At 66.4% G+C, this 25,982-nt stretch carries 25 protein-coding genes; 12 read left to right on the top strand and 13 right to left on the bottom strand.

From position 1 onward, the window contains the following. Nucleotides 1-34 precede the first annotated feature (34 nt). Nucleotides 35-1,045, bottom strand: a complete 1,011-nt coding sequence (locus QMX96_RS12285; protein WP_282361853.1) for an NAD(P)-dependent alcohol dehydrogenase — start codon at nucleotides 1,043-1,045, stop codon at nucleotides 35-37. Nucleotides 1,046-1,186: 141 nt separating this feature from the next. Between QMX96_RS12285 and QMX96_RS12280 the strand changes: the two genes are divergently transcribed. The 3 genes from QMX96_RS12280 (at nucleotide 1,187) to QMX96_RS12270 (ending at nucleotide 5,213) form a co-directional block, all read left to right on the top strand. Further along, nucleotides 1,187-1,687, top strand: coding sequence for a sigma-70 family RNA polymerase sigma factor (locus QMX96_RS12280; protein WP_043863856.1), 501 nt, complete (start codon nucleotides 1,187-1,189; stop codon nucleotides 1,685-1,687). Nucleotide 1,688: 1 nt separating this feature from the next. Continuing rightward, on the top strand, nucleotides 1,689-2,636 hold the full coding sequence (locus QMX96_RS12275) for a FecR domain-containing protein (RefSeq protein WP_282361852.1): 948 nt from the start codon (nucleotides 1,689-1,691) through the stop codon (nucleotides 2,634-2,636). 105 nt (nucleotides 2,637-2,741) lie between these two features. Continuing rightward, complete coding sequence (locus QMX96_RS12270; RefSeq protein ID WP_080922927.1) at nucleotides 2,742-5,213, top strand: TonB-dependent receptor; 2,472 nt, start codon at nucleotides 2,742-2,744, stop codon at nucleotides 5,211-5,213. A gap of 66 nt (nucleotides 5,214-5,279) precedes the next feature. Here QMX96_RS12270 and QMX96_RS12265 read toward each other — a convergent pair whose 3' ends face one another. The 4 genes from QMX96_RS12265 to QMX96_RS12250 form a co-directional block, all read right to left on the bottom strand. Further along, a complete protein-coding gene (locus QMX96_RS12265; RefSeq protein WP_054916361.1) occupies nucleotides 5,280-5,870 on the bottom strand; it encodes an HAD family hydrolase in 591 nt (196 codons plus the stop codon). Next, nucleotides 5,867-6,736, bottom strand: coding sequence for an acyl-CoA thioesterase II (gene tesB, locus QMX96_RS12260; protein ID WP_043863859.1), 870 nt, complete (start codon nucleotides 6,734-6,736; stop codon nucleotides 5,867-5,869). The genes QMX96_RS12265 and tesB overlap by 4 nt, the downstream gene beginning before the upstream one ends. A gap of 75 nt (nucleotides 6,737-6,811) precedes the next feature. Beyond that, nucleotides 6,812-7,381 carry a GNAT family N-acetyltransferase gene (locus QMX96_RS12255; protein ID WP_043863860.1) on the bottom strand — a complete coding sequence of 190 codons (570 nt, stop codon included), beginning with the start codon at nucleotides 7,379-7,381 and terminating at the stop codon, nucleotides 6,812-6,814. Nucleotides 7,382-7,446: 65 nt separating this feature from the next. Further along, nucleotides 7,447-9,492 carry a TonB-dependent siderophore receptor gene (locus QMX96_RS12250; RefSeq protein ID WP_235384365.1) on the bottom strand — a complete coding sequence of 682 codons (2,046 nt, stop codon included), beginning with the start codon at nucleotides 9,490-9,492 and terminating at the stop codon, nucleotides 7,447-7,449. Nucleotides 9,493-9,876: 384 nt separating this feature from the next. Here QMX96_RS12250 and QMX96_RS12245 point away from each other — a divergent pair, with 384 nt between their 5' ends. Continuing rightward, complete coding sequence (locus QMX96_RS12245; protein WP_282361851.1) at nucleotides 9,877-10,569, top strand: histidine phosphatase family protein; 693 nt, start codon at nucleotides 9,877-9,879, stop codon at nucleotides 10,567-10,569. A 2-nt stretch (nucleotides 10,570-10,571) separates the two neighbouring features. Next, nucleotides 10,572-11,405 carry a phosphatase PAP2 family protein gene (locus QMX96_RS12240; RefSeq protein WP_282361850.1) on the top strand — a complete coding sequence of 278 codons (834 nt, stop codon included), beginning with the start codon at nucleotides 10,572-10,574 and terminating at the stop codon, nucleotides 11,403-11,405. Here QMX96_RS12240 and QMX96_RS12235 read toward each other — a convergent pair. Next, nucleotides 11,371-11,796, bottom strand: a complete 426-nt coding sequence (locus QMX96_RS12235) for an EamA family transporter (RefSeq protein ID WP_043863863.1) — start codon at nucleotides 11,794-11,796, stop codon at nucleotides 11,371-11,373. The genes QMX96_RS12240 and QMX96_RS12235 overlap by 35 nt on opposite strands. A gap of 98 nt (nucleotides 11,797-11,894) precedes the next feature. Here QMX96_RS12235 and QMX96_RS12230 point away from each other — a divergent pair, with 98 nt between their 5' ends. Next, a complete protein-coding gene (locus QMX96_RS12230) occupies nucleotides 11,895-12,809 on the top strand; it encodes a histone deacetylase (protein WP_054916358.1) in 915 nt (304 codons plus the stop codon). 151 nt (nucleotides 12,810-12,960) lie between these two features. Beyond that, the gene (locus QMX96_RS12225) at nucleotides 12,961-14,196 is read left to right on the top strand and encodes a TIGR03862 family flavoprotein (protein WP_282361849.1); all 1,236 of its coding nucleotides are present in this window, start codon (nucleotides 12,961-12,963) and stop codon (nucleotides 14,194-14,196) included. An 81-nt stretch (nucleotides 14,197-14,277) separates the two neighbouring features. Here the strand turns inward: QMX96_RS12225 and QMX96_RS12220 are convergent, their stop codons facing one another. The 3 genes from QMX96_RS12220 to yedA form a co-directional block, all read right to left on the bottom strand. After that, on the bottom strand, nucleotides 14,278-15,609 hold the full coding sequence (locus tag QMX96_RS12220) for a DEAD/DEAH box helicase (protein ID WP_282361848.1): 1,332 nt from the start codon (nucleotides 15,607-15,609) through the stop codon (nucleotides 14,278-14,280). A gap of 66 nt (nucleotides 15,610-15,675) precedes the next feature. Further along, nucleotides 15,676-16,530 carry a hypothetical protein gene (locus QMX96_RS12215; RefSeq protein WP_282361847.1) on the bottom strand — a complete coding sequence of 285 codons (855 nt, stop codon included), beginning with the start codon at nucleotides 16,528-16,530 and terminating at the stop codon, nucleotides 15,676-15,678. Further along, nucleotides 16,527-17,459 carry a drug/metabolite exporter YedA gene (yedA, locus tag QMX96_RS12210; RefSeq protein WP_058540581.1) on the bottom strand — a complete coding sequence of 311 codons (933 nt, stop codon included), beginning with the start codon at nucleotides 17,457-17,459 and terminating at the stop codon, nucleotides 16,527-16,529. Before yedA ends, QMX96_RS12215 begins: the two co-directional genes overlap by 4 nt. Nucleotides 17,460-17,611: 152 nt before the next feature. Here yedA and QMX96_RS12205 point away from each other — a divergent pair, with 152 nt between their 5' ends. Further along, entirely contained in the window at nucleotides 17,612-18,070 is a 459-nt protein-coding gene (locus QMX96_RS12205) for an Lrp/AsnC family transcriptional regulator (protein ID WP_043863869.1), read from the top strand. Here QMX96_RS12205 and QMX96_RS12200 read toward each other — a convergent pair. The 3 genes from QMX96_RS12200 to QMX96_RS12190 form a co-directional block, all read right to left on the bottom strand. Next, the gene (locus QMX96_RS12200; protein ID WP_088513874.1) at nucleotides 18,067-18,672 is read right to left on the bottom strand and encodes a 3'-5' exonuclease; all 606 of its coding nucleotides are present in this window, start codon (nucleotides 18,670-18,672) and stop codon (nucleotides 18,067-18,069) included. The genes QMX96_RS12205 and QMX96_RS12200 overlap by 4 nt on opposite strands. Nucleotides 18,673-18,690: 18 nt before the next feature. Beyond that, a complete protein-coding gene (locus tag QMX96_RS12195) occupies nucleotides 18,691-19,170 on the bottom strand; it encodes an NYN domain-containing protein (protein ID WP_043863871.1) in 480 nt (159 codons plus the stop codon). 96 nt (nucleotides 19,171-19,266) lie between these two features. Next, nucleotides 19,267-20,022: a DUF2076 domain-containing protein gene (locus QMX96_RS12190; RefSeq protein ID WP_054916353.1), complete on the bottom strand. Its 756-nt coding sequence runs from the start codon at nucleotides 20,020-20,022 to the stop codon at nucleotides 19,267-19,269. Between the two features lie 152 nt (nucleotides 20,023-20,174). Between QMX96_RS12190 and QMX96_RS12185 the strand changes: the two genes are divergently transcribed. Both QMX96_RS12185 and QMX96_RS12180 read left to right on the top strand, forming a co-directional pair. After that, a complete protein-coding gene (locus QMX96_RS12185; RefSeq protein WP_043863873.1) occupies nucleotides 20,175-20,849 on the top strand; it encodes a hypothetical protein in 675 nt (224 codons plus the stop codon). Between the two features lie 63 nt (nucleotides 20,850-20,912). Further along, nucleotides 20,913-21,992 (top strand): endonuclease/exonuclease/phosphatase family protein, encoded by a 1,080-nt coding sequence (locus QMX96_RS12180; RefSeq protein WP_282361846.1) that lies wholly within the window; start codon nucleotides 20,913-20,915, stop codon nucleotides 21,990-21,992. Nucleotides 21,993-21,995: 3 nt separating this feature from the next. On the opposite strand, the gene hrpB is transcribed toward QMX96_RS12180, so the two are convergent. Further along, a complete protein-coding gene (gene hrpB / locus QMX96_RS12175; RefSeq protein ID WP_282361845.1) occupies nucleotides 21,996-24,521 on the bottom strand; it encodes an ATP-dependent helicase HrpB in 2,526 nt (841 codons plus the stop codon). A 118-nt stretch (nucleotides 24,522-24,639) separates the two neighbouring features. Between hrpB and QMX96_RS12170 the strand changes: the two genes are divergently transcribed. Together QMX96_RS12170 and QMX96_RS12165 are read left to right on the top strand one after the other, a co-directional pair. Further along, entirely contained in the window at nucleotides 24,640-25,059 is a 420-nt protein-coding gene (locus tag QMX96_RS12170) for a hypothetical protein (protein WP_043863875.1), read from the top strand. 21 nt (nucleotides 25,060-25,080) lie between these two features. Next, nucleotides 25,081-25,953, top strand: coding sequence for a cation diffusion facilitator family transporter (locus tag QMX96_RS12165; RefSeq protein WP_054916351.1), 873 nt, complete (start codon nucleotides 25,081-25,083; stop codon nucleotides 25,951-25,953). Nucleotides 25,954-25,982: the final 29 nt, after the last annotated feature.

The raw sequence follows: 25,982 nt of genomic DNA, 5'->3' as shown, positions 1-25,982 counted from the left end.
GCCAGAAGCGGGCTTTGTCGTGTCGGGGCGTGCCTCAGATATCCAGCACGATCTTGCCGAAATGCTGGTTGGTTTCCTGATAGCGGAACGCATCGGCGATCTGCTCCAGGCCAAAGTGCTTGTCGATCACCGGGCGAAGGCCGTTGGCGTCGATGGCGCGCACCATGGCCTGCTGCTGGGCACGGCTACCTACCAGTACCCCCTGCAGGCGCAACTGGCGCACCAGCGCCTGCACCAGCGGCAACTGCCCCGCCACGCCGGTGAGGATGCCGATCAACGAGATGTGCCCGCCAATGCGCGCGGCAATCATCGATTGCTCCAGCGTGGCCGGGCCGCCCACCTCGATCACATGGTCCACACCACGATTGTGGGTCAGGCTGCGCACCTGCTCGCCCCAGGCAGGGGTGGTGCGGTAGTTGATCAGGTGGTCGGCGCCCAGGGCCTTGAGGCGTTCGAGCTTGGCGTCGCTGGAGGAGGTGGCGATCACCGTGGCGCCCGCCAGCTTGGCGAACTGCAAGGCGAAGATCGACACCCCGCCGGTGCCCTGCACCAGCACAGTGTCGCCTGGCTTGAGTGCGTCGTCGGCCATCAGTGCACGCCAGGCGGTCAAGCCCGCAGTGGTCAGCGTGGCCGCTTCGGCGTGGCTCCAACCTTTGGGCGCATGGGTAAACGAAGTGGCACGGGCCGTCACCTGCTCGCGGGCATAGCCGTCGATGCCATCGCCCGGCACCGTGGCAAAGCCTTCGATCAGCGGCGCGCCATCCAGCCAGTCGGGGAAGAAGGTGCTGACCACCGCATCACCGACAGCGAACTCGCTCACCCCGGCGCCCACGGCCACCACTTCACCGGCACCATCGGCCATCGGAATGCGCGGCTCGGCAGGCCCCCACATGCCGCTGACCACGGCAAAGTCGTGGTAGTTGAGCGAGTTGGCACGCAGGCGCACGGTGATCTCGCCCGCCTGCGGCGCCGGCGCTTCGCACGTGCCCACCTGCACCTTGTGATATCCGCCGCCGGGTTGAACGTAAATGGCCTTGTGGCTCATGGGAAGCGCCTCGCTCGTGTCTGTAAAGGGTCAACCAGTCTTCGCCCGTGCCTGACGCAGGTCAAGCACCAGCACTTGCACAATCCGCCGGCAAACCACAATAATGCGACTAATTATCAATTACTCAGTATCCTCCGCGCCATGCCCGCACCCGATCACGCTGCCCTGCACGCGCTCTACAGCGAACACAACGGTTGGTTGAAAAGCTGGCTGCGCGCGCGCCTGGGCAACGCCAGCGATGCCGCAGACCTTGCCCAGGACACCTTCATCCGGGTGCTGACCGCACGCAATGCCCAGACCATTCGTGAACCGCGCAGCTACCTGGGCGCCATCGCCCATGCGCTGATGGTCGACAAGTTTCGCCGCAAGGCCCTGGAACAGGCCTACCTCGCCGAACTGGCCACCCGCCCGGAGCGCGTCGTCGAGTCGCCCGAAACGCGCCTGCTGATTCTCGAAACCCTGGTGGCCGTCGATACCCTGCTCGACGGCATGGGCGAACGCACCCGGCAGATCTTCCTGGCGGTGCAGCTCGAGGGCCTGAGCTACGTGGCCACCGCCGAGCGCATGGGCGTGTCGGTGACCACGGTGAAAAAACACATGATTCGCGCCATGACCCACTGCCTGCTGCTGACGGACGACTGACATGGCCCAGCCCCTGGACTACTCAACCCTGGAGGCGGCGGCCAGCTGGTACGTCAAGCTCAATGCCGCGCAGCCCAGCGAGGCCCAGGTGCAGGCCTGGCGGGACTGGCTGGGCAAGAGCCAGGCCCATGCCCAGGCCTGGGCGCGGGTGGAAAAACTGCAGCGCCAGCTTGGCCGCCTGCCCGCCGACGTGGCCCTGCCGACCCTGGCCGGCGTACGCGCGCGACGCCGCGCCGTGCTCAAGACCCTGGCCCTGCTGATGGGCGTGGGCATCACCGGCTGGGCCGTGCGCGAAAGCGACACGGGCCGCGAGCTGATGGCCGGGCTGCGTACCGGCAAGGGCCAGCGCCGCCACGTGACACTGGCCGATGGTAGTCAACTGGAACTCAACACCGACACCGCGCTGGATATCGAATTCGACGGTCAGCAGCGCCTGCTGCGCCTGTACAGCGGCGAAATCATGGTGCAAACCGCCGCCGACGCCCCAGGCCGGCCCTTCCTGGTGCAAACCCCGGAAGGCCGTATCCGCGCCCTGGGCACCCGTTTCAGCGTGCACAGCGAGGGCGGCCTGAGCCGGGTCAGCGTACTGGAGCACGCCGTGGAGGTCCGCCCCGCCGATCAGCCCGGGCAAGTGCTGCGCCTGGACAGCGGGCAAAGCGTGAGCTTCGACGCGCATCAACTCGGAGCGGTCGGTAGCGCGGCCCCCGGCACAGGTGCCTGGACCGACGGCATGCTGACCGTGATCGAGTGGCGCCTGGCCGACTTCATCAGCGAGCTGCGCCGCTACCGTCCCGGCCTGCTGCGCTGCGATGAGCGCATTGCCGACCTGCGCCTGTCCGGCGCCTTTCGCATCGACGATACCGACACCGTCCTGCAGAACCTGGGCACCTCGCTGCCGGTCAAGGTGCGCTACCTCACGCGGTACTGGGTGAGCGTCGAGCCGGTCTGAAAAAACATCGAAAACCGGGTTGCCGATTTTCATTCTCATTCGGCTACGCAGTTAAAGCGGAAAAAAAAGCCGCGACCCTGCCCAGCCAATCGAAGGAAAACCTGCATGTCCGCCCCTTGCCCGCGAGCGCCTCGCCCTCTGCTACGCGCCGTCCACCTGGCCCTGTTCAGCCTGCCGCTGGCACCGTTGCCGTTGCTGGCGGTGCTGCCGTCAAACGCCCTGGCACAAAGCGCAAGCACCCACTTCCAGATCGCCGCAGGCCCGCTGGGCACCGCGCTGAGCCTGTTCGCCACCCGCGCCAGCATCACCCTGTCGTTCGATGCGCGGCAAACCCAGGGCCTGCAATCGGCGGGCCTGCAGGGCAGCTACAGCATCGATGAAGGCCTGGCGCGACTGCTGGCGGGCAGCGGCCTGCAGGCCCAGCGCCAGTCCAATGGCGGCTACGTGCTGGTGCCAGCCGGCAACGGCGGCGCCGTCGAGCTGGGGGCCACCAGCATCGAAAGCAATACCCTTGGCGAGACCACCGAAAACACCGGCGCCTACACCACCGCCGCCACCCGCACCGCCACCAAGCTGCCGCTGTCGATCCGCGAAACCCCGCAATCGGTCACCGTGGTCACCCGCCAGCAGATGGATGACCAGGGCGCGCAGAGCATCACCGACGTGCTGCGCAACACCCCCGGCGTCTCCGCCCAGGCCTACGACAGCGACCGTACCGAATTCTCCAGCCGTGGCCTGGCCATCACCAACTTCCAGTACGACGGCGTCAACACCATCTACGACGGCGTGTACGATGAAGGCACCGCGCATGTCGACATGGCGATCTACGACCACGTCGAAGTGCTCAAGGGGGCCACCGGCCTGATGACCGGTTCCGGCGACCCTTCGGCCACCGTCAACCTGATCCGCAAGAAACCCACCGCGCAGTTCCAGGCCTCGCTGTCGGGTAGCGCCGGCAGCTGGGACGACTACCGTGGCGAAGGCGATGTTTCCGGCCCGTTGAACGACAGCGGCAGCGTGCGCGGGCGCTTCGTCGGCGCGCAGCAGGACAGGAAGGGCTACCAGGACCACTACCAGCAGAAGAAAGAGGTGTACTACGGCATCCTCGAAGTCGACGTCACCCCCGACACCCTGCTGACTGTGGGTATCGACCAGCAGACCACCACCCCGCGCGGCACCTCCTGGACCGGCAACCCGGTGTACTTCGCCGATGGCGGACGCACCGACTTTTCGCGCCGGTTCAACCCGGGGGCCGACTGGAGCCGTCGCGACTTCCAGAACCGCACCTACTTCGCCTCGCTGGAGCAGGCGCTGGCCAACGACTGGAGCCTGAAGCTCAGCGTCAACCAGCTGCAGAGCGACCACGACACGCGCCTTGCCTCCGCCAGCGGCGGCAATCCCGACCGTGCCACGGGCGAAGGCATGTTCATGTTCTGGGGCCGCTGGGAAGGTCACCGGGTGCAGAACACGGCTGACATCAACCTGTCCGGCCCCTTCACCCTGCTGGGCCGCCAGCACGACCTGGTGATGGGTTTCAACGCGGCCAACTCGCGCCAGACCGGCGCCACCTGGGACACCAGCCTGGGCGGCACACCGGGCAACATCTACGAATGGAACGGCAAGATCGGCGTGCCGGACTTCCCGAAAAACGGCAAGTACGAGCAGACCAAGCGCCAGAACGGCGCGTACATCGCCACCCGCCTGCGCCCCACCGACGACCTGTCGCTGATCCTCGGCACCCGCGTCAGCACCTTCAAGTACAACGACAACTACGATTACGACGGCCTCAACCCGGTGTACTTCAGCGACAACCAGGCCGGCTACAAGCAGCATGGCGTGGTGACCCCATATGCCGGCGTGGTGTATGACCTGGACGACACCTACTCGGTGTATGCCAGCTACACCTCGATCTACCAGCCACAGACCTACAAGGACGCAAACCGCACCCCGCTGGATCCGGTGGAGGGCGACAGCTACGAGACAGGGCTGAAGGCGGCCTACTTCGAGGGGCGGCTCAATGCCAGCCTGGCGCTGTTCCGTATCGAGCAGGACAACGTGGCGGTGCAGACCGGCACCACCAACACCAACGAGGGGATCTACAAGGCTACCCGCGGCGCAACCACCGAGGGCGTGGAGCTGGAGATTGCCGGCGAACTGCAGGAGGGCTGGAACCTGTCGGCCGGCTATACCTATGCGCGCTCTCGCGACAAGGACCACCAGCGCATCTTCGGCTCGCCGATGAGCACCACCAAGCCTGAGCAACTGCTGCGGCTGTTCACCACCTACCGCCTGCCGGGAGCGCTGGACAAGGTCACGGTGGGTGGCGGGGTGAACTGGCAGAGCGCGTTCTACGGCCAGATCTACAGCCCTACGGTGAAGGATTACACCTTCATCAAGCAGGGTGGCTACACCCTGGTCGACCTGATGGGCCGCTACCAGTACAACGACCACCTGAGCTTCACGCTCAACGCCAACAACGTGTTCGACAAACGCTACCTGGCCGGGCTGGGCAACTTCGACACCACCTACTATGGCGAAGCGCGCAACCTGATGCTGACTACGCGCTGGGCGTTCTGATCGAAGGCCTGGGTCGATGATCCGGGCCTCTTCGCCGGCAAGGCCGGCGAAGAGGCCCGCACGGACCTACTCCAGCATCCCGTGCAACACCCCACAATCAGCCGCATGCCAATCCACCAGCTGCGGCCACGGGTTCTGCGGCACGTTCACCAGCACCGTGCGCGCACCCGCCGCACGCCCGCAGTCCAGATCGAAGCGATAGTCACCGACCATCACCATCTGCGCCGGTGCCACGTCCCACGCCTGGGCCAGTTGCAGCAGCCCGCCCGGGTGCGGCTTGGGCGGAGCCTCGTCGCGGCCGATGATGTCCTGCACCGGGAAGCAGTCGGCCAGGCCGATCGCCTCCAGCGTCACATGCGCCAGCTCGCGCGCATTGCGCGTCAGGATCCCCAGCCGGCAGCCCCGCGCCGCCAGCTCGCGCACCAGCGCCACCGCCCCCGGCGCCGCCTGCGAGGCCACTGCCAGTTCGCGCTCGTGCTCCAGCAGCCAGGCATGCTTGGCCGCCGCCTCTGCCGCAGGCAGGGCCGCCAGATGGGTAAGAATGTCGTCCTGCGCCGGGATGTCCAGCGCCACGCGAATGGCCGCAAAGTCATGCACGGCAACGGTCAGGGTGCCGTCCATGTCGAACACCCAGTGGCGAATCGAGCGCAGGCTCATGCCCAGTCCTTGCGATGGCGAATCAGGCCTTCCTGGCACGACGAGGCCACCAGCTGCCCGGCGCGATTGAAGATGCTGCCACGGGCAAAGCCGCGCGCATTGCCCGCCCACGGGCTGTCCATGGCGTACAGCAGCCAGTCATCGGCGCGCAGGTTGCCGTGAAACCACAGCGCATGGTCGAGGCTGGCCAGCTGCATGTCGCGGTGCCACACCGACTTGCCGTGGGGCATCAGCGAAGTGGTCAGCAGGCCGAAGTCCGAGGCGTATGCCAGCATGTACTTGTGCAGCGCCTGGGAGTCGGGCAGGTTGCCGTCGGCACGAAACCACGCGTACTTCACCGGGTCGCCGGGCTTGGGGTTGAAGGGGTCCTTCTCGGTCACCGGGCGCACTTCGATGGGCTTGGCGCACAGCAGCTTGTCGCGAATATGCTCGGGCAACTGATCGGCCATGCGCTCGGCCAGTTCCACTTCCGACGGCAGGTTCTCGGGGCCGACCACCTGGGGCATCTGGCCCTGGTGCTCGAAGCCTTCCTCGTCGTACTGGAACGAGGCGCTGCAGGTGAAGATCGGCTGGCCCTTCTGGATCGCCGTCACCCGGCGGGTGCTGAAGCTGCCGCCGTCACGCACGCGGTCCACCGAATACACCACCGGCATCGACGCATCGCCCGGACGCAGAAAATAGCCATGCAACGAATGCACGTGGCGCGCCTCTTCGACCGTCTGGCTGGCCGCCGACAGCGACTGGCCCAGTACCTGGCCCCCGTACAGCTGACGAAAGCCCAGGTCCTGGCTGCGTCCGCGGAACAGGTTTTCCTCGATCGCCTCCAGACTCAACAGGTCGACCAGATCGTCCAACACGTGGCTCATTCGAGATTCTCCAAAGCAAGGCCCAGGGCGCAAATAATACAGGGTTTGTCATTGGCGGCCTGTATGTTCTGCGATTCAGCCATGCAAGGTGGCCTGCCACTGGGCGCGGTTGATCCGGTACAGCACATGGGGGCGCAAGGGGTGGCCAGGCTCGAGGCGCGGGTGCTCGAAATCGCCCAGCGGATCGGGCTGCATGCCGATGGCCTGCATCACCTTCTGCGACGGCAGATTGCCCTGGGTAGTGAACGACACCACTTCGTCCAGGCCCAGCTGGGCGAACGCACAGCGCAGGCAGGTCCAGGCCGCCTCGCTGGCGAAGCCCTGGCCCCAGTGGCGCCGCGCCAGCCGCCAGCCGATCTCCACCGCCGGGGTGAACGGCGCATCGAAGCTCACATTGAGCAAGCCGGTCATGCCGATGAACGCCCCGCTGTCCTGGCGCTCCAGGGCCCACAGGCCGAACCCGTACTCGGCAAAATGGCCGCGGATGCGGCCAATCAGTGCGGCGCTTTCGACCCGGCTCAGCGGCGCCGGGAAGTACTGCATCACCAGTGGGTCGGCACACAGGGCGGCGAACTCGGCGAGGTCGTCGTCCTGCCACTGGCGCAGCCGCAGCCGCGCGCTCTCCAGTTCAAGTATCGGGGTCATTGCCTGCTCCGTGATCACTGCCTTGCAGTGTACAGCGTAGGCAGGCAATGCCCGAGCGCCCAGCCTCAGAAACGGAAGTTGGCAGTCAACTCGGCTGAACGCCCCGGGGCCACCGTGGCAAACAGGCCCACGTGCGAGGCGTCGTAGATGGTTTCGTCGGTCAGGTTGAGCAGGTTGAGCTGCAGGTCGAGGTTCTTGTTGACCTTGTAGCCGACCATCGCGTCGTAGCGCCAGTAGTCGTCGACGGTGATGGTATTGGCGTCGTTCATGTAGCGCTCGTCCATGTAGTTGGCGCCAGCGCCGACTGTCCAGCGTGCATCGATGTCGTACGAGGTCCACAGGCTGAAGCTGTTGGGCGCGATGAACTTGGACTGGTTGCCGTCGTTGGCGCCGTTGCCACCGGCCTTCACCACTTCGGCATCCAGGTAGGTATAGCCGGCCCACACCGCCCAGGCATCGGTGATGCGTCCGGTGGCGCCCAGCTCCAGGCCGGTGACACGCTGGTCGCCATCCAGTGCCACCAGGCCCGAGACTGGATCGGTCACGCGTGCATTGGTCTTCTCGGTACGGAACACCGCTGCGGTCAGCGACAGCTGCTCGTTGAACACGTCCCACTTGGTGCCCAGCTCCAGGCTGCGCGAGCGTTCGGGGTCGAGGTTGGCCTTGTTGCCGTTGAGGTTGCCGGCACCGGCACCATCGGCACCACCGGACTGGGTGTTTTCGCCCGACGGGTTGGACGAGGTGCCGTAGGACAGGTAGATGCTGCCGTTGGGCAATGGCTTGAAGACGATACCCACCTGGTAGTTCCACAGCTCGCTGGACGACTCGGCGCCACCGGCGACGCGGTTCTTCACGTCGTAGTCGTCGTAGCGCAGGCCCAGGTTCAGGTCCCACTGCTCATGCAGGCCGAGCGTGTCGAACACATACAGCGAGCGGGTGTCGGTCTGGTACTTGCTGGTGACCTGGCCGGTGCCCGGCAACAGGGTCCAGCCCCCGTCGTGCGGGTTGGGGTCGTAAAGGTCGCCCGGGCGTCCGTTGTTGCCCTGGTACTTGTCCTTGTCGGTGATGGTTTCGCGGCTGACTTCGATACCGGCTGCGTAAGTGTGCTTGATGGTGCCGGTGTCGAAGGTACCGAACAGGTCGGTCTGGTTGATCAGCGACGTGTTGACCACATTGCGCGGGCGAAAGCCCCGGGACACCAGCCCGCTCTCTTCCTGGCCCACATTGGCGAACACCGGACGGCTCATGACATAGTTCTGCATGGTGCGGCCACCGCGCAGGGTATTGCGCAGGCTCAGGTGTTCATTGAAGTCATGTTCAATGCTGAAGGTGGCAAGGTCGGCGGAAGTTTTCCGGAAGTCTCGATCCACCAGCCCGTAGAAGTTGTCGCGGTCGACCTTCACCGGCTTGTTGGTAATCAACGAAACCGGGTGGCCCTGATCGGGAATGTCGTCGGTTTGCAGGTGGTAGTAACTGGCGGTGACCCGGGTCGGGCCCTGCAGGCCCCAGGTGATCGTCGGCGCAATGCCCCAGCGGCTGACCTCGACATGGTCGCGCCCGGGGGTGTCGGCCTCGTGCTTCATCGCGTTGAGACGAAACGCCAGGTCCTGCTCGCCCAGGTACTGGTTGACATCGAGGGTGGTGCGACGCAGCTGGTCGGTACCCAGGGTAAAGCTGCCGCCAATGAAGTCCTCGGCCTTGGCCGCCTTGCTCACCAGGTTGATCGAGCCACCGGTGGAACCCCGGCCGCTGTAGGCCGAGCCCGGCCCCTTGACGATTTCCACGGTCTCGATGTTGAACGCCTCGTGGGAGGCGCGGCCCAGGTCGCGCAGGCCGTCGATCTGGATATCGGTACTGGCTTCGAAGCCGCGAATGAACGGGCGGTCGCCCAGTGGCGTGCCACCCTCGCCCGCGCCCAGGGTGATGCCGGGAGTGGTGCGCAGTACATCGGTCAGGGACGTGGCGCCACGCTCCTTGATCAGCGCTTCATTGATGATGGTCACGGACTTTGGCGTGTCGCGCAGCGGGGCGGTGAACTTGGGCGAGGAGGCGTTATCGACCTTGAACGTTTCATGGTGCACGCCCTTCACATCGGTGGCATCGAGTTCCACCGACGATGCGGTGGACGATGCAGCCGGTGTGGAAGTTTGCGCAATACTGGCTGTCGACCAGGAGGCTACCGCCAACCCCAGTGCAGTACACAGATGACCGGATTCAGAACGACGGCTTTTTATTGAAAGTTGTGCCATTGGTAATGCCCACCATCAGAAAATGATGCGCAATACTATTTACGAGCAATTATCACTCAAAGCCGATTTACATTATTTACGCCGCGTTTCAGTTTATGTCCGAGAGTAACAACTTATTACTTCATTGAATTGAAACTGCAACGTGCTGTTGCCCCTTGCCCCACAAGGCTTTCACATCGCCTTCACCGATTCACCACAGGCCGTTGCTTACCGTGCACACATTCTCGCGGTAGCCGGAGCGGCCCCATGTTGCACGATGCAGTACACGACCAGACCTTGATCCCAGCCCGTCCGGGGCGACGACGACGCCTGCCTTCGGCGACGTTCCTGCTGGGCCTGTGCACCTTGCTTGCACTGGCCGTTTCAAGCCTGTGGCTGGTCAGAGGGTTGGCGATCGTGGACCTGGGTAGCGAAAGACAGATGCGCAACAGCGGTGTGTATGCCGACTGGGCCAAAGGTGAAGTCATCGTGCTGGTGCGGCATGCCGAGCGTTGCGACCGCTCGCGCAACCCGTGCCTGGATGATCCGCAAGGTATCACCCAGGCGGGCAGCCAGGCTGCGGCGCAGGTGGGCGAAGGGCTGCAGCGCCTGGGCCTGGAGCATGCCGACATACTGACCAGCCCCCTGACCCGCACCCAGCAAACCGCGCACTTCATGTTCGGCAAGCTGGCAGCCAGTGAGGACTGGCTGCAGCAATGCAACAAGGGTTTCGCCGACAACGCCCTGGCGCGCAAGGCCGCCGAGCGCAACCTGGTGCTGGTGACCCACAGCGGCTGCATAGACCAGCTCGAACGCCAGTTGAACGTGCCCGGTGGCGAACGCTCCAGCGCCTACGCCGAAGCCGTATTCGTCTCGGTGGGCGCCAGCGGCAAACCGAGAATCCTCGGCCGCATGAACGCCCCCGAATGGCGCAAGCTGCTGGCCAGGGCGGAGCAATGAGCATGTCGCCACGCCAGTCGTTCTACCTCACCCACCTGGGCCTGCCCCTGCTGCTGGCACTGGTCGTGTTCGTGGCCTTCGACCTCACCGGCCTCGACCGCTGGTTCAGCCAGTTGTTCATCGACCCGGCCAGCGGCCAGTTCACCCTGCTGCACGACGCCTGGTTCGAGAAAGTGACCCACAAGTGGCCCCGCGTCCTGCCCAACTGGACAGGCGAAGCCGCACTGATCGGCGCCCTGTTGTCCTTCGTGTGGCCGCTTTTCGCCCGCCATCCGCAGGCCGCCGCCACCCGGCTGCTGCAACGCAGCCGCATTGCCGGCGTGCTGCGCTTCACCACCCGGCACCGGCGCGACCTGCTGTTCGTGGTGGTGGCATTCGCACTGTGCACCGCCATCATTCACTACCTCAAGAGCCACACAGGGGTGTACTGCCCGGTAGAGACCACATTCTACGGCGGTGCCCATCCGCGCCTGGAGTGGTACCAACAGTTCGACCTGCTGCACAAGGCCGGTGACGGGCGCTGCTGGCCCGGCGGGCATGCCTCCAGCGGCTTCACCCTGATGGCGCTGTACTTCGTGGCCCGCCGCTGGCGCTGGGCGCACGCACGCAAGCTGCTGGGATTCATCGTGCTGCTGGGCATGGTGTACGGCACCACCCGCGTGATGCAGGGCTGGCACTACATGTCGCACACCTTCTGGGCGGGGATCTTCGTCTGGTTGACCTGCCTGCCGACCGCGCTGTGCTTCTATGGCCGCACCGCGCTGCAGGCACCGCTGAAGTTACCGGCAACACCTCTGCGCGCTAACGCCATGCCAGCATCACTACGCCCAGAGTGATCAGGCTGATGCCGCCCCACTGACGCAGGTCGAGCCGCTCGCCCAGCAAAGTAACGCCGAGCACCGCCACCAGCACCACGCTGAGTTTGTCCACAGGCGCTACCTGCGAGGCTTGCCCCAGCTGCAGGGCGCGGAAGTAGCAGATCCACGAGGCGCCGGTGGCCAGCCCCGACAGCAGCAGGAACAGGTAGCTGCGCGGCGAGATCGACCCCAGTGACTGGTACTGGCCGGTGGCGAACAGAATCAGCGCCAGGCTCACCAGCACCACCACCGTGCGCAGCAGGGTGGCGAAGTCCGAATTGATGCCGGTCACGCCAACCTTGGCAAATATGGCGGTCAAGGCGGCGAATATCGCCGACAGAATCGCCCAGAACGTCCAGGAAGCCAGCATGGGTGCACCCCTGTCGAGAACCTGCGCGCAGTGTAGATCGCTGGCGCTGGCTGTACAGCAACTGGCAAGATCGAGGCCTGCCCCGGTTAGAAGCTGCCATGCCCCTGCCCCTGATCTACCACGACGACTACAGCCCGGAGTTTCCTGCCGGGCACCGCTTCCCGATGGACAAGTTCCGCCTGTTGCGCGACCACCTGGTCGACAGCGGCCTGACCACCGATGCGGCCTTGCTGCGCCCCGAGCTCTGCCCCAGCGACATCCTCGCCCTGGCCCACGAGCGGGGCTACATCGAGCGCTACATGAATGGCGACCTGAGCCGCGAAGACCAGCGTCGCCTGGGCCTGCCCTGGAGCGAAGCGCTGGCACGGCGCACCGTGCGCGCGGTCGGCGGCTCGCTGCTGGCCGCCGAACAGGCCCTGCAGCATGGCATCGCCTGCCACCTGGCCGGCGGCACGCACCACGCCCACTACGATCACCCGGCCGGCTTCTGCATCTTCAACGACCTGGCGGTGATCAGCCGCTACCTGCTCGAAGCCGGGCGCGTGCACCGGGTGCTGATCTTCGACTGCGACGTGCACCAGGGCGATGGCACCGCGCGCATCCTGCACGACACCCCGGACGCGATCACCGTGTCGCTGCACTGCGAACAGAACTTTCCGGCACGCAAGGCCCAGAGCGACTGGGACATCCCGTTGCCGCGCGGCATGGGCGACGCCGACTACCTGAAGGTGGTGCACGACGCGCTGAACTACTTGTTGCCGCTGTACCAGCCCGACCTGGTGCTGTACGACGCCGGCGTGGACGTGCACAAGGACGATGCGCTGGGCTACCTGCAACTGACCGACGCAGGCGTCGCTGCCCGCGACGAAGCCGTGCTGCGCCACTGCCTGGGGCGCGATATCCCGGTGGTTGGCCTGATCGGCGGCGGCTACAGCAAGGACCGCCACGCCCTGGCCCGACGCCACGGCATCCTGCACCACAGCGCACAACGGGTACTCGATTACCCACAATGACTGTGGAGCTGCCTGTGGATAACCTGAGCGCAAGCCCATCCGGCCCTTGTGGCACGGGGCCTGCACCGTACTGATCGTTTTTTGTACAGTGCCTGGGCGGGGCCGTGTCGGGTAGAATGCCCGCTCTTTTATCCCCAGCCTGCAGCCGCCCATGACCGATACTCCCCCAACCACCGCCCCCCACGTTGCCATTATCGGAGGCGGGCCGGCCGGGCTGATGGCCGCCGAGGTCCTCAGCCAGGCTGGTGTGCGGGTAGACCTGTACGACGCCATGCCCTCGGTGGGGCGCAAGTTCCTGCTGGCGGGCGTGGGCGGCATGAACATCACCCATTCCGAAGCCTACCCCGCGTTCATCTCGCGCTATGCAGAACGCGAACACGACATCGCGCGCCTGCTCGACGGCTTCGATGCAGACGCGCTGCGCGCATGGATCCACGGCCTGGGCATCGACACTTTCGTCGGGACATCCGGCCGGGTGTTTCCGCGCGACATGAAGGCCGCCCCGCTGCTGCGCGCCTGGCTCAAGCGCCTGCGCGATGCCGGGGTAGTTATCCACACCCGGCATCGCTGGCACGGCTGGGATGCCGACGGCGCCCTGCGGATCACTTGTCCACAGGGCGAGGTGAGCGTGCAGGCCGATGCCGTGGTGCTGGCGCTGGGCGGCGGCAGCTGGGCGCGGCTGGGCTCGGACGCTGCCTGGCTGCCCTGGCTGCAGGCGCGGGGTGTGGATATCTCGCCGCTGCAGGCAGCCAACAGCGGCTTCGAGGTAACGGGTTGGAGCGACGTGCTCAAGGGCAGGTTCGCCGGTGCACCGCTGAAGAACATCGCCCTGAGCCTGGCCGGCCAGGCGCCGCGCCTGGGCGAGTTCGTGCTGACCGAGGGCGGCGTCGAGGGCAGCCTGGTGTATGCCTGGTCGGCGCAGATTCGTGAAGCGATCAACCGCGAAGGTAGCGCGACGGTGCTGCTCGACCTGCTGCCGAACCGGCCTGTGGACAAGATCGAGGCGGCGCTGCGCAAACCCCGTGGTTCGCGCTCGATGGCCAGGCACCTGCACGGTCAGCTGGGCCTGGACGGGGTGAAGGCGGCGCTGCTGCGCGAGCTGACCGGGCCCGAGGTGTTTGCCGACCCGGCGCGCCTGGCGGCAGTGCTCAAGGCGTTGCCGATCACGCTGGTACGACCGCGCCCGCTGGACGAGGCGATCAGCAGCGCCGGCGGCGTGAAGTTCGAGGCGATGGATCGGCACCTGATGCTGACCCGGTTGCCGGGGGTGTTCTGTGCGGGCGAGATGCTCGACTGGGAGGCACCGACCGGCGGCTACCTGCTGACGGCGTGCTTTGCCAGTGGGCGAAGGGCGGGGTTGGGGGTGCTGGAGTGGCTGCGCCGGTGAGGCCGGCGCCTATAGGGTACGCACAGCCCTTGTAGGAGCCGGCCTTGCCGGCGAAAGGGCTGCAGCGCAGCCCGTGCCCAATCAAGGCTTGCGCTTGCGCGGCCCGGTATTGAACGTCGGCACCTTGCGCACCGGCTTGACCTGCGGCGCGGCTGCGGGGGTATCCCCGCTGTCGGTCCAGCGCCCCAGGCTGCCCTTGCCGCTGCCCTGCTTGGGCTTCTTCGGTTTCTTCGGCTTCTTCACCACCTGCCCGCTGGCGTCGGTTTCCGGCACCCGGTGCTCCGGCACGAAATCCGGCTCTTCATGGCGCGGCAAGGTCTTGCGCGTGAGCATCTCGATGGCCGACAGCATGTTCACCTCGTCGGCACACACCAGCGAAATGGCTTCGCCGGTATTGCCCGCACGCCCGGTACGCCCGATACGGTGAATGTAGTCCTCGGCCACGATCGGCAAATCGAAGTTGACCACCAGCGGCAAGTCGTCGATATCCAGCCCGCGCGCCGCCACATCGGTGGCCACCAGGATCTGGATCTCGCGCCCCTTGAAGCTGTCCAGCGCACGCTGGCGCGTGGCCTGGGGGCGATCGCCATGGATGCCGTCGGCGTTCACGCCCTGCGCCTGCAGGCGCTCCACCAGCGCATCCACACCGTTGCGGGTCTTGGCGAACACCAGCACCTGCTTCCAGCGCTGCTTGCGCAGCAGGTGCATGAACAGCTCGGGCTTGCGCTTCTTGTCCACAGGCACGACCCACTGCTTGACGCTGCTGGCCGCCACGTTGCGCGGGCTGACCTCGACGCTGAGCGGGTCATCGAGCATCTGCCCGGCCATCAGGCGGATCTCGTCGGAGAAGGTTGCGGAAAACAGCAGCGTCTGGCGCTTGACCGGCAACGCCGCGTAGATCGAGCGCAGCTCTTCGGCAAAGCCCAGGTCGAGCATGCGGTCGGCCTCGTCGAGCACCAGCGCCTGCAACTGGTTGAACTTGACCGCGTTCTGGCGGAACAGGTCGAGCAGGCGCCCGGGCGTGGCCACCAGCAGGTCGATGCCCTTGCGCAGTTTCATCATCTGCGGGTTGATGCTCACCCCGCCGTACACCGCGTAGGTGCGCAGCGGCAGGTGTTCGGCGTACTCGACGATATTGGCGTGCACCTGTTCGGCCAGCTCGCGGGTCGGCACCAGCACCAGCGCACGTACCGAGTTGCTGGCGACCTTCTCGCCTTCCATCACCAGGCGCTGCAGCAGTGGCAGGGCGAAGCCGGCAGTCTTGCCGGTGCCGGTCTGCGCCGCCGCCATCAGGTCGCGGCCGGCCAGCACGGCCGGGATGGCCGCCGCCTGCACCGGTGTCGGGGTGGTGTACTTGAGGTGCTCGAGCGCGCGCAGCAAGGGTTCAATCAGGCCAAGTTTGGCGAATGTCATGGCAATACCGTCTAGGGAATTCAGCAATGGCGCAAGTTTACCCTGTTCGCGCGGGTTCACCGAGCTTCAATCCACAGGCGGCAGGTACACGTACGTCAGGCGATCCAGGCCATTGCCGACAAACAGCGACAGCGGCCTGCCCAGCTGGCTGGCGCGCGAACGGCACAGGCCGTAGATCTCGTTCAGGCTCGAATCGCGCGCCGACATCGGCGTCCAGCTGTGCATGCCCAGCGACCCCAGTTCGAAGATCATGTGGTCGCGGTCCTTCTCGCGGCTGAAGCTGACGGCTACCTGGCCACGCGCTACCTGACTACGCAACCCGCCATCAGCGAACTCCAGGCGCACCGGCGTGCGCCTGAGCTTCTGGTCCGGGGTGCGCAGCGTCATCACGCCCTGACTGTAGTCGAGCACCTCGAAGGGCAGGTTGGCCCTGAGCCTCACCGGGACCCGGCAATCGACCTCGCCACGCGCCGTGTTCTCGATCAGCGAACGCATCGCTTCGCTGAGCGTAGGATGGCTCTTGATCGCGACATCGTTGGGGAAGGCCAACCGCAACGCGATCGGCTGGTCAGGTTGATCCGCGAGGGTCAGGGTGACGTTGCCGGTGACTGCCTGGCGCGCAGCCAGCACGGCGTCGACCGTCGTCTGCAGAGCCTCACGCCGCGCCGGGGTCAATACGTCGCCTGGCATGCGCAGGTTCACCACCCAAGGGGTCTCGTCATCGGCCCACATTTCCACTCGGGCCAGGTCGATCTGCTGTTCGGCCAGCAGGTTACGGACCGCTTCGGCGTAATACCGGTCTGCATGGCCGTGGGCGTAATTGTCGATAACCGATACCTGAAACTCCAGGCCGACTTCCTGTTCATCACAACCGGACAGCATCCCAACCAACAAGCCTGCCATGGCAATACGACGCTTCACTTGGACAACTCACCCCTCAAGGCGTCAGCCGGGGTGGCTACGCTGGCCGGCACCTTGCGCCATTGCGGAACGCCGATCAACACCACCGCGCCGATGATCACCGCCATCGCCACGCACTCCTCCACGCCGATCTGCTCGCCAGCGAACAGGATGCCCAGCAGCACCGCCACCGCCGGGTTGACGTAGGCATAGCTGGTGGCCGCCGCCGGGCGCACATGCTTGAGCAGGTACATGTAGGCACTGAAGGCCAGGATCGAACCGAAGAACACCAGATAGAGCAACGCCCCCCAGCCGGCAGCGGTCGGCATCTGGGTCATGCGTTCACCGCTGAGCGCGCTGCCCAGCAGCAGCGCCGCGCCGCCCACCAGCATTTCGGCGGCACTGGCCATCGGCCCGGCCGGCAGCGGCAGGCTCTTGCTCCAGACTGAACCGAAGGCCCAGGACGCTGCAGCAAACAGGATCAGCGCCGCGCCCAGCGGGCTGGCCTGCAGGTTGGAGCCCAGGTTGAGCAGGCCGATGCCGGCCAGGCCAAGGCCGATACCGGCCCATTCCAGACGCGTGTTGCGGTGCCCGAAAAATCGCCCGAACACCAGGGTGAACAGCGGCACGGTCGCCACCGCCAGGGCTGCGACCCCGGACGCCACGCCCGCATGTTCGGCCAGGGTCACGCCGCCGTTGCCGCAACTGAGCAGCAATATGCCGATGGCCCCGGCGGCCTTCCATTGCGCCCAGCTGGGCGCCGGCACCCCGCGCCAGCGCAGAAAGCCATACAGCAGGCTGCCGGCAATCAGAAAGCGCACCCCGGCCATCAGCAGCGGTGGCCACGACTCGATACCGATGCGGATCACCAGATAGGTCGACCCCCACACCAGGTACAAGGCCAGGAAGGCACCGATCAGCACCAGCGGAAAGCGACGGGAGGCAGGCATGGGAGGCTCGAAATCAGGGTTTTGGAGCTGTAGTTTAGAAAGCCAAACGGGTAATTTTAAGTTACAAACCCTGTTTATACGGCCACCAGACTTTCGAAAAAACGGATGTTTGCCCGTTTCGCCATCGTTTCAACACCTGGTACCCACGCCCCATGGACAAGTACGATCGCATGCTCCTCGCCGCCTTGCTCGACAACGGCCGCGCCTCCTTCGCCGAACTGGCGCGCAAGGTCAACCTGTCGGCCCCGGCAGTGGCCGAGCGAGTGGCCAAGCTCGAGGCCAGCGGGGTCATCACCGGCTACCAGGCCAAGGTCGACATGAGCCGGATCGGCTTGCCGATCCAGTGCGTGATCGAGCTGCGCCTGGCCAGCCACGGCAACCAGCAGACCTATGAGGACCTGGCGCGTATCCCGCAGATCACCGAGTGCCACCGGGTCACCGGTGATCCGTGCGTGATCATGCAGGCGGCGGTCGGCTCGATGCCGGAACTCGAAGAGCTGATCAACCACGTGGCGCAGTTCGGGTTCAGCAAGACCTCGATCATCCTGTCCAGCGCGGTAGAGCGACGGGTGCCGCTCGGCCAGCTCGACAGCAACGGCAAGAAAGCCTAGCGGTAGCGCTTGAGGGTTTCGGCAACCTTGGCTGCCGGAACCTTCTGCAGGCTGCAGAACAGCGGGTGCGTTACCTCGCTGATACCGTGGCGCTGGCGCAGTTCGCCGGCCAGGTGCTGGGCCAGGTTGGCGGCCATCTCGGCATCGGCCATGGCCCGGTGAGCGGTGCCGGTGTCGGGCAGCCCGGCCCAGCGCGTCAGGGTGCCGAGCTTGTGGTTCGGCGCAGCCGGCAGCAGGCGCCGCGAGAGCAGCATCGAACAGGCGAACGACTGCACCCGCGAGCGTCCGATCAGGCTCAGTTCGTAGTCCCAGAACTTCTGGTCGAACGAGGCGTTGTGCGCCAGCAAGGGCGTGCTGCCGACGAACTCGGCCACCTCGTTCATCACCTGCGCATTGGCCGGCGCACTGCGCAGCATGGCGGTAGTGATGCCGGTCAACCCGGCGACAAAGGCCGGTACCGGCACGCCGGCATTCATCAGGCTCTGGTAGCGATCGACGATGCGCCCGCGTTCGAGCATCACCACCGCCACTTCCGTGGCGCGGCAGTAGGCACCCGGCGAGATGCCGGTGGTTTCAAAGTCGATGACCGCAATACGTTCCACAAAAACCTCGGGTAGCTCTCAGTGCTTGAGCAGGAGTGCGCCTTCGATGGGCACATAGCGGGTGGCGGCGCGAATCAGCGAGTTGGCGGTGAGCCCCGGTACGCCATAGGCCACCGCTTCGGCGCCATGACGGTTGATCACCCGTTCCAGCAGCAGGTCGAAATCGCCATCGCCGGAGGCCAGCACCACTTCGTCGACCCGCGAGGCGGCGTCGATCACGTCCAGGGTGATGCCCACGTCCCAGTCGCCCTTGGCCGAGCCGTCGCTGCGCTGGATATAGGGTTTGAGTTTGACCGTGAAACCGAGGTTGCGCAGGATCTGCTGAAACTGCTGCTGCTTGCTGTCGCCGCGGTCGATGGCATAGGCCACCGCCTCGACGATCTCGCCGTCCTGGCTGACGTGCGCCCAGAAGGCGGCGTAGTTGAAATGACAACCATAGGCCTGGCGCACGGTGTAGTAGAGGTTCTGGACATCGGCGAACACCGCAATCTTCTTCACCGCACTTCCTCGTCACGCCAGGTGCCGGCCCCGCATACCGGGGCCGTTTCGGCGCCCAGTATGCCAGCCTGACGGCAGTACGGGTATGTGCGCGGCTCAGACGAAGGAATCGTCGTCCGAAAAGAAGCCGCCGCCATCGTCACCGTAGTCGGTGTCCATGAAGCCGCCCTGATCATTGCCGTAGCCACCGTTGTCGGCGGTCAGGCGCTGCTCGTCGTTGCCGCCCCAGCCGCTGTCGCTGGCCGGTGCCGGGGCTTCGTTGATGATCTCGGTGACTTCCTGGGGCTGCGACGAATGATGGCCGAACAGGCTGCTGATGCCCTGCGCCAGCATCACCCCGCCTGCCACGCCGGCGGCGGTCTGCAGTGCACCGCCCAGAAAGCTGCTGGCGCCGCCGCGGGCCGGTGCGGCCTGGGGCGCGGCGTTGAAACCCTGCTGCTGAGGGGCCACGCCGGGCCCGCCAAAGCCGCTGGCCGGTTCACGCCAGCCACCACCACTGGTGGCAGGTGCCGGGGCCGGCTGGGCCGCGCGCTGCGGCTGCGGCTCGGGTTGCCGTGCCCCCCCGCCGAAGATGCTCGACAGGAAGCCGCCGCTGCTCGGCGCAGTGGCCGCCACCTGTGCGCGGGCCTGGTTCAGATCGGCCTGCAATTGCCTGTTCTGTTCATCGAGGCGCTTGAGCGCGGCCTCCTGCACCAGAATCGCCTGGGCCATGTAGTAAGGGGCCGACGGCTGTTGCTGCAGGTGCTCGGCAATGCGCGCCTGGGCCTGGGCATCACGCGGTGCGCCTTCGCTCTCGGCTTGCTTGAGGCGGCCGAACAGGCCGTCGATCAAGGTTTGTTCTTCGTGGTTCATGGGGCGACCTCACTGGATAGCCGGGGGATTACAGGTGAGCACTAGATGGGGTTCCAGCATGGGCGATTCAATCGGCCCGCGGCATGAAACTTTGTTCAGGTTCGACCGCTGGGCTAAAGTAGCGGCCTGCTCTGTCACTGCGATATCGACTGATGAATCCGCTTAGCGTTCTGCAAGACTCTTTGTATTTCTTCCGCCGCCACCTGCTGAGCATCGCCAAGCTGTGCCTGCCGCTGATCGTCATCGAAACGCTGCTGGCCCAGGCGATCTATGCACAGTTCGGCAGCCAGACCCGTACCCTGGCCTACGGCATGCTGCTGGGCCTGGTGTTCTACCCGCTCTACAGCGGCGCACTGATCCTCTACCTGGACGCCCGCAGCCAGGGTGAAGAGCCGCGCAAGCGCGACCTGCTGGCCATGTCGCTGCGCCTGTGGCCCTCGTTCGCGCTGCTGATGATCGTCTGCCTGCTGCTGATCGTGGCCGGCTGCGCGCTGTTCATCCTTCCGGGCATCTGGGTGATGGTCAACCTGGTGTTCGCCGAGTACCTGCTGGTGCTGCGCGGCCTGCAACCGCTGCCGGCCATGCGTCAGAGCTTCGAGCTGTGCAAGGGCCACTTCTGGCAGATCCTGGTGTGCATGATCGTGGCCATGATCCCGTTGTGGCTGATCGATGCGCTGACCCGCAGCCTGATCGGCGAAGAGCCCGAGCTGTGGCTGGAACTGCTGGTGGGCAGCTTCAACGGCTTCCTCACCCTGTTCAGCACCCTGGTGAGCTTTCGCATGTTCATGCTGGTCACCGAGCCGCCGCTGGCCCGCGACCCGAGCTGAACCAAGCAGGCGACGAACGGCTCGGGTATGCTGCGGGTTCACCTGCGACGCCAAGCCGAGCCGATGATCCGACTACTGCGCAATGCCCTGCTGACCCTGCTGCTGATACTTGCCCTGCTGTGGCTGCTGGCCAGTCACCTGAGCTGGCAACCCGAGCCGCGCGAGGCCCTGCCGGTGGCCTGCCGTGGCACGGCCACGCCGCTGGTGCCGGGCCAGATGCTCAAGGTCATGAGCTGGAACATCCAGTACCTGGCCGGCAAGGGCTACGTGTTCTGGTATGACGAAGGCCGGGGGAATGACACCCGCCCTACCGAACAGGACATGGCGTTCAACCTCGACGAAGTGGCGCGGGTGATCCGCGCCGACAACCCCGACATCGTGCTGTTGCAGGAACTGGACACCAACGCCAAGGCCAGCGCCTACCAGGACCAATTGGCCCTGCTGCGCGAGCGCCTGGCCGACCTCTACCCCTGTGCGGTGCAGGCCTACGACTGGAAGGCGGACTTCGTGCCCGACCGGCATGTGTTCGGCAGCGTCGGCCGCGGCCTGGCGACCCTGAGCCGCTACCCCATCCAGCAGGCCGAACGCCTGGCCCTGCCCTCGGCCCCCGACAACGCCCTGAGCCGCCTGCTGCAGCCGCAACAGGCGGTGCTGGCCAGCTACCTGCCGCTGCGTGATGGCGGCTCGCTGGCGGTGCTCAACACCCACCTGGCGCCCTTCGTTCCCGGCAGCGATATCCAGCGCCAGCAGGTGCGCCAGCTCGGCGCGCTGCTCGACAAGCTGGAAAGCCAGGGCACGCCGTGGCTTATCGGTGGCGACTTCAACCTGCTGCCGCTGGGCCAGTACCGCCGGCTCACCCCCGAGCAGCGCCAGCACTATGGCGCCGACAGCGACCTGCACTTGCTGTGGGACAAGTATCCGATGATCCCCAGCAACGCCGAAGCCGGTGGCGCCGAGCGCAGCGCCTGGCTGACCCACTACCCCAACGACCCGCGCCTGAACGGCCCGGACCGCACCCTGGACTACCTGTTCCACAGCCCCAAGCTGCAGCGCCTGAGCGCCCGGGTGCTGCAGCAGGACACCCTGCAGATTTCCGATCACCTGCCGCTGAGCGCGCGCCTGCTGTTGCCGACGCCGCCCTAGGGGCTACTTGCGCGGTTTGGCCCGCGCGGTGGCTTCGGCCACCAGCGGGTCGTCCGGCCAGTAGTGCTTGGGGTAGCGGCCCTTGAGGTCCTTCTTCACTTCGGCGTAGGTGCTGCGCCAGAAATTGGCCAGGTCCTGGGTCACCTGCACCGGGCGCCGTGCCGGTGACAGCAGGTGCAGCAACACCTGCTGGCGGCCCTGGGCGATGCGCGGGGTTTCGGCCAGGCCGAACAGTTCCTGCAAACGCACCGCCAGAATCGGCGGCGTCTCGCTGTAGTCCAGGCGGATGTTGGAACCCGAGGGCACACCGATGTGGACCGGCGCCCATTCGTCCAGGCGCTGCGGCAGCGGCCAGGGCAGCAGGTTGCGCAGGATGGACGACAGGTCGAGCTGGGCAAAATGACTGAGCCGGGTGACCTTGCCCAGGAAGGGTTGCAGCCAGTGCTCAAGGCTGGCCAGCAAGGCCGCGTCGCTCAGGTCCGGCCATTCGCTCTGGCCTGCCGCCGCAACATCCAGCCCGCGCAACAGTGCCACCCGCGCCTGCCACTGGCGCAGTTCCGGGGTCCAGGGCAGCAGTTCCAGGCCCTTGCGCCGCACCAGGTCAAGCAGCGCCCGCGCACGCGCATCCTCGCCCAGCCCGGTCAGCGGCTCGCGGCTGAGCACCAGTTCGCCGACCTTGCGCTGGCGCTCGGCACGCAGCACGTTCTCACGCTCGTCCCAATCCAGTTGATCCACGTGGCGCACCTGCTCGGCGAGCACGTCGTCGAACAGCGCCGGGTCGAATTCGGCCGCCAGGTAGATGCGCTCTTCGCGCTGCCCCTGGCGGCTGCCGAGGTCGGCGATCACCAGCCAGGGTTGCTTCATCAGCGCGTCGGCCTCACCGAACAGCGCCGCACGCCCGTTGGCCAACCGGTACTCGGCGCCGCCGGCACGGCGCTGCTGGGCGACCCGGTCGGGGTAGGCCAGCGCCAGCAGGGCACCGAGCCAGCGGGAATGTTCGGGGTCGGCCACGGCCGCGCCGGCCTTGCCGCGCAGGTAGCTGCGGTACTGGCGGGACAGTTGTCGCGCCCGCTGCACCCCGCCCTGCCCACCTCGGGCTACACGGGTTTCGCCACTGAGCAGGGCCAGCCGGCTGTGCAGGTCGGCGCCCGCCCCGCGCAGAATGTCACGCTCGCCCAGCAGTGCCGCCACATCGCAAGCCATCTGGGCCAGGCCAAGGTCCTGGCCCCGCAGCAGCAGGTGTGCGATGCGCGGGTGTGCCGGCAACTCGGCCATGGCCTGACCATGCTCGGTCAGCGCCAGCAACTGCCCCGGCCTGAGCGCCCCCAGGCGCACCAGCAGGTCCTGGGCCTGGGCATAGGCCGCCGCCGGTGGCAGGTCGAGCCAGCACAGCTGCGCCGGGGCCACGCCCCAGCGGGTCAATTGCAGGGCCAGCCCGGCAAGGTCGGCCTGCAGGATCTCGGCGCTGCCGTAGGCAGCCAGTTGGTCATGCTGGGCCTCGGACCACAGCCGATAGCACACGCCCGGTTCCAGCCGTCCGGCGCGCCCGGCCCGCTGGGTGGCGCTGGCGCGCGAGATGCGCTGGGTATCGAGGCGGGTCATGCCGCTGCCGGGGTCAAAACGCGGCACCCGCGCCAGCCCGGCGTCGATCACCACCCGCACGCCGTCGATGGTCAGGCTGGTTTCGGCGATGTTGGTCGCCAGCACCACCTTGCGCAGGCCCGCGGCCGGCGCCTCGATGGCGGCGCGCTGGGCCGCGAGATCGAGTTCACCGTGCAGCGGGCACAGCAGGATCTCGCGTCGCTCACCCAGGGCCTCCTGCAAGGCCTGGTGCACACGGCGGATCTCGGCCTGGCCAGGCAGGAACACCAGCAGGCTGCCCGGCTCGTCGGCCAGCGCCTGCAACACCGTGTCGACCACCCGCGGCTCGACGAACTCGCCGGGCTGGAACGGCCGCCCCCAGCGCATCTGCACCGGGTACATGCGCCCCTCGCTGCTGATTACCGGGGCGTCGTCGAGCAACGCGGACAGGCGCTGCCCTTCCAGCGTGGCGGACATCAGCAGGATCTTCAGCGGCGGCTCATCACGCAGCAGCTCGCGGCCGTTGAGGCTCAGGGCCAGGGCCAGGTCGGCATCCAGGCTGCGCTCGTGAAATTCGTCGAAGATCAACAGGCCCACCCCGTCCAGCGCCGGGTCGTCCTGCAGGCGCCGGGTGAGGATGCCTTCGGTGACCACTTCGATGCGGGTGCGCGGGCCGACCTTGCTGTCCAGGCGAATGCGGTAACCGACGGTTTCGCCCACCGCCTCGCCCAGTTCGCTGGCCAGCCGCTCGGCTGCCGCGCGGGCAGCCAGCCGGCGCGGTTCGAGCATCAGGATGCGCTGGCCGGCCAGCCACGGCTCATCGAGCAGGGCCAGTGGCACGCGGGTGGTCTTGCCGGCGCCCGGCGGTGCCTCGAGCACGGCTTCGTGGCGCTGCTGCAAGGCGGTGCGCAAGGCCGGCAGCACGGCATCGATCGGTAATGAATTCATGGTAGCCCTCGAACAATCGGCCGAGTATAACGGCGAACCGAGCCTGCCTTATCATGGTCTTAGCTGCACCCTCCGGCATTTCGCCGGTAGCGGTGCGGCCTACTTTGCGGAGATTCACATGCGTATTCCTTCACGCCTTATCGGCGGTGCCGTGGTTGCTGCCCTGCTGACCCAGCTGACGGCTTGCGGCACCCTGTTCTTCCCCGACCGTCGCGGCCAGATCGAAGGCAAGGTCGACCCGGTGATCGTGGCACTGGATGCCATCGGTATCCTGTTCTACGTGATCCCCGGGCTGATCGCCTTCGGCGTCGACTTTGCCACCGGTGCCATCTACCTGCCCGGCGGCAAGACCGCCCAGGTCGACCCGCACACGCTGAACAAGGCCATCGCTGCCGATGGCAAGGTCGACAAGGTGCGCCTGCAGGCCATCCTGGAGAGCGAGCTGGGCCAGCGCCTGCCGCTGAACGACCCGCGCCTGATCCAGCACAAGGGCAGCGTTGAACAACTGGCGATGTACGGCCTCAAGCCCGCCGCCTGACCGCCCGCACAAGGACGACCGATGAACACCAGCGCCGAACACGCCCGCCTGCTGCGCCTGGCGACCAATGCCTCGCTCGGGGTCGCCAGCATCCTGATCGTGAGCAAGGCGGTGGCCTGGTGGCTCAGCGGCTCGGTCAGCCTGCTGGCCGGCCTGACCGACTCGATGCTCGACGGCGTGGCCTCGTTCCTCAACCTGCTCGCGGTGCGCTATGCCCTGCGCCCGGCCGATGACGATCATCGCTATGGGCACGGCAAGGCCGAGGCACTGGCCGGCATGGCCCAGGCGCTGTTCATCGGGGTGAGTGCGGTACTGATCGGCGTACAGGCGGTCGAACGCCTGAAAAATCCCACGCCGCTGGGTGATGCCACGGTGGGCATTGTCGTGATGCTGCTGTCGCTGGGGCTGACCGTCGCCTTGCTGATGGTGCAGGCCAGGGTGGTGCGCCTCACCGGCTCGACCGCCGTGCGCGCCGACTCGCTGCACTACCGCTCCGACCTGCTGCTCAATGCCAGCATCCTGGTCGCGCTGGTGCTGGCGCGGTTCGGCTGGCCACAGGTGGATGCGTACTTTGGCCTGGGCATCGCGCTGTACATTCTATGGAGTGCCTTGCAGATCGCCCGTGAAAGCTCGGCGATCCTGATGGACAAGGAGCTGCCCGGCGAGGTGAGCGAGCAGATGATGACACTGGTGTGCGCGGTGCCTGGCGTGCAGGGCGCGCATGACCTGCGCACCCGGGTGTCGGGCAACCGCTGGTTCGTTCAGGTGGACCTGGAGCTGCCGGGCACCTTGACGCTGACCGAGGCCCACGTGCTGTGCGATGCGGCAGCGGCGGCGATCCGCCGGGAGTACCCCAAGGCCGAAGTGCTGGTGCATGCCGACCCGGTGGAGTGACACAGCAGCCCCTTCGCCGGCAAGGCCGG

Source organism: Pseudomonas sp. PS01300 (assembly GCF_029960155.1).
In the GTDB taxonomy this organism is placed as follows: domain Bacteria; phylum Pseudomonadota; class Gammaproteobacteria; order Pseudomonadales; family Pseudomonadaceae; genus Aquipseudomonas; species Aquipseudomonas palmensis.
Note: the sequence above shows the minus strand (reverse complement) of the source record. Positions and strands in the feature narration are given on the sequence as shown.

Excerpts from the sequence above, each read along its gene's own strand:
- QMX96_RS12285 (WP_282361853.1), bottom strand. The coding sequence starts at position 1,045 with ATGAGCCACAAGGCCATTTACGTTCAACCCGGCGGCGGATATCACAAG.
- QMX96_RS12280 (WP_043863856.1), top strand. The coding sequence starts at position 1,187 with ATGCCCGCACCCGATCACGCTGCCCTGCACGCGCTCTACAGCGAACAC.
- QMX96_RS12275 (WP_282361852.1), top strand. The coding sequence starts at position 1,689 with ATGGCCCAGCCCCTGGACTACTCAACCCTGGAGGCGGCGGCCAGCTGG.
- QMX96_RS12270 (WP_080922927.1), top strand. The coding sequence starts at position 2,742 with ATGTCCGCCCCTTGCCCGCGAGCGCCTCGCCCTCTGCTACGCGCCGTC.
- QMX96_RS12265 (WP_054916361.1), bottom strand. The coding sequence starts at position 5,870 with ATGAGCCTGCGCTCGATTCGCCACTGGGTGTTCGACATGGACGGCACC.
- tesB (WP_043863859.1), bottom strand. The coding sequence starts at position 6,736 with ATGAGCCACGTGTTGGACGATCTGGTCGACCTGTTGAGTCTGGAGGCG.
- QMX96_RS12255 (WP_043863860.1), bottom strand. The coding sequence starts at position 7,381 with ATGACCCCGATACTTGAACTGGAGAGCGCGCGGCTGCGGCTGCGCCAG.
- QMX96_RS12245 (WP_282361851.1), top strand. The coding sequence starts at position 9,877 with ATGTTGCACGATGCAGTACACGACCAGACCTTGATCCCAGCCCGTCCG.
- QMX96_RS12240 (WP_282361850.1), top strand. The coding sequence starts at position 10,572 with ATGTCGCCACGCCAGTCGTTCTACCTCACCCACCTGGGCCTGCCCCTG.
- QMX96_RS12235 (WP_043863863.1), bottom strand. The coding sequence starts at position 11,796 with ATGCTGGCTTCCTGGACGTTCTGGGCGATTCTGTCGGCGATATTCGCC.
- QMX96_RS12230 (WP_054916358.1), top strand. The coding sequence starts at position 11,895 with ATGCCCCTGCCCCTGATCTACCACGACGACTACAGCCCGGAGTTTCCT.
- QMX96_RS12225 (WP_282361849.1), top strand. The coding sequence starts at position 12,961 with ATGACCGATACTCCCCCAACCACCGCCCCCCACGTTGCCATTATCGGA.
- QMX96_RS12220 (WP_282361848.1), bottom strand. The coding sequence starts at position 15,609 with ATGACATTCGCCAAACTTGGCCTGATTGAACCCTTGCTGCGCGCGCTC.
- yedA (WP_058540581.1), bottom strand. The coding sequence starts at position 17,459 with ATGCCTGCCTCCCGTCGCTTTCCGCTGGTGCTGATCGGTGCCTTCCTG.
- QMX96_RS12205 (WP_043863869.1), top strand. The coding sequence starts at position 17,612 with ATGGACAAGTACGATCGCATGCTCCTCGCCGCCTTGCTCGACAACGGC.
- QMX96_RS12190 (WP_054916353.1), bottom strand. The coding sequence starts at position 20,022 with ATGAACCACGAAGAACAAACCTTGATCGACGGCCTGTTCGGCCGCCTC.
- QMX96_RS12185 (WP_043863873.1), top strand. The coding sequence starts at position 20,175 with ATGAATCCGCTTAGCGTTCTGCAAGACTCTTTGTATTTCTTCCGCCGC.
- QMX96_RS12180 (WP_282361846.1), top strand. The coding sequence starts at position 20,913 with ATGATCCGACTACTGCGCAATGCCCTGCTGACCCTGCTGCTGATACTT.
- hrpB (WP_282361845.1), bottom strand. The coding sequence starts at position 24,521 with ATGAATTCATTACCGATCGATGCCGTGCTGCCGGCCTTGCGCACCGCC.
- QMX96_RS12170 (WP_043863875.1), top strand. The coding sequence starts at position 24,640 with ATGCGTATTCCTTCACGCCTTATCGGCGGTGCCGTGGTTGCTGCCCTG.
- QMX96_RS12165 (WP_054916351.1), top strand. The coding sequence starts at position 25,081 with ATGAACACCAGCGCCGAACACGCCCGCCTGCTGCGCCTGGCGACCAAT.